Source organism: Burkholderia sp. S171, assembly GCF_009766085.1.
GTDB lineage: Bacteria > Pseudomonadota > Gammaproteobacteria > Burkholderiales > Burkholderiaceae > Caballeronia.
On record NZ_LMUF01000052.1, the window covers coordinates 712 to 2,079 of the forward strand.

At 56.7% G+C, this 1,368-nt stretch carries 2 protein-coding genes; one reads left to right on the forward strand and one right to left on the reverse strand.

The window, feature by feature from the left end; translation table 11 throughout:
* Window positions 1-636, reverse strand: a 636-nt coding sequence (locus GSQ93_RS28975; RefSeq protein WP_254074154.1) for an IS110 family transposase, incomplete at its 3' end; no start/stop codon positions are given.
* Here GSQ93_RS28975 and GSQ93_RS38385 point away from each other — a divergent pair.
* Window positions 526-759, forward strand: a complete 234-nt coding sequence (locus tag GSQ93_RS38385) for a hypothetical protein (RefSeq protein WP_254074164.1) — start codon at window positions 526-528, stop codon at window positions 757-759. The genes GSQ93_RS28975 and GSQ93_RS38385 overlap by 111 nt on opposite strands.
* Window positions 760-1,368: the final 609 nt, after the last annotated feature.

Here is a 1,368-nt window from a genome sequence, read left to right on the forward strand (position 1 = left end):
GTCGCCCATGGTGGCCACCGCCGCGGTTGCTGTGAGTACGCCCACGCCCGGGATTTCAGCTACAGCGCGACACGCCGCGTCCTCTTGCATACAGATTTTCAGACGCTGTTCGATTTGCGCGATTTGCTCATCCAGTGCGCGCAAATGATTCCACTGCTCGCGCAGTGCATCGATCACGCTGGCATACAGACGCTCAGCCAGGCGCTCCAGGATGCCCGGCATGGCTCGATCCAGCGCGGCGCGCCCACGGCTCGCCACCTCACCGTACTCGGCCAGCAAGCCGCGTAAGCTGTTCATCTGTGCCGTGCGGAACTTGACCTGCTGCGCGCGCATGCGGTGCAGTGCCAGAATCGCTTGTTGCGCCTCAGTTTTGACCGCAACCTGCTTACCTGCGCGCATTTGCGTTGCGCTCCAGATTGCGCGAGCATCCGCGGCGTCGTTCTTGTTGCCAGTCACAAAGGGCTTGACGGATTTGGCACTCATTAACCTCACCTGATGGCCCATTTCAATGAGTCGGCGAGCCCAATGCTGAGCGCCCCCGCACGCTTCCATGCCGATCAAGCACCGCTCCCGATTGGCAAAGTGCTCCAGAAATGCCGCGCGTTTGATCTGTTTATTGAAGATCTCGCCGCTCACCGGATCGACCCAGTGAAGTTGAAATACGCTCTTTGCAACATCAACACCGACCGTCGTATCATTCATTTTGGACCCTCCGGTTTGCCTGTGAAGAATCTCATTCTTCCACCTTGGGCACTTTGATGCCGTAGGCCCGTGAGGGTCCACTTACGTCCTATGTGCCTCGGTGGGTGGGGACGTTCATTTCATTTGTCCAAAGCGACAAAGAAACGAAGCAAAGAAAACGCTTTTAAAACACGCTACCCTAAGTGTCCACAGCGTGCAGTTTTCATTCATGGGTGCCCCAAAAGCACGGTGCTCGCCAGAGCGGAGGATGTGTGAAACCCTCCTTCTCGCGAATCCTGACATAGACACGCTTCGCCACCAGTGCTCTCGGGCAAGCAAAATTACCAAGGAACCTGCACTGCCTCACGCACTTGCAAGGCTCTGTTTCTTGGTAGCTTGCTTGAGTGATCTGCTCACCAGAGGCTGTGGTCAGCTTCGCGGATCACAACCTGATGTGTATTTACTGCGGCAATTTTTGATGAGTCGGCTGGTCGGCTGGTCGGTTGCACGGAATTCGTCAGTTACGGCCTCACGCATTTTGGCGGCCTTGTTTCTTGGTGGGTGGGCGACGTGGCTCGTCGTGCGAATAGATTTGGTGGTTGGTTTTTCCGCGGATAGCGCGGGGTGAACCTTGGGCGGGTTCAATCACTGGTGGCGAAGCGAGTCAGAACCTGTGTTCGGAGAAGG

Excerpts from the sequence above, each read along its gene's own strand:
- GSQ93_RS38385 (WP_254074164.1), top strand. The coding sequence starts at position 526 with ATGCTGAGCGCCCCCGCACGCTTCCATGCCGATCAAGCACCGCTCCCG.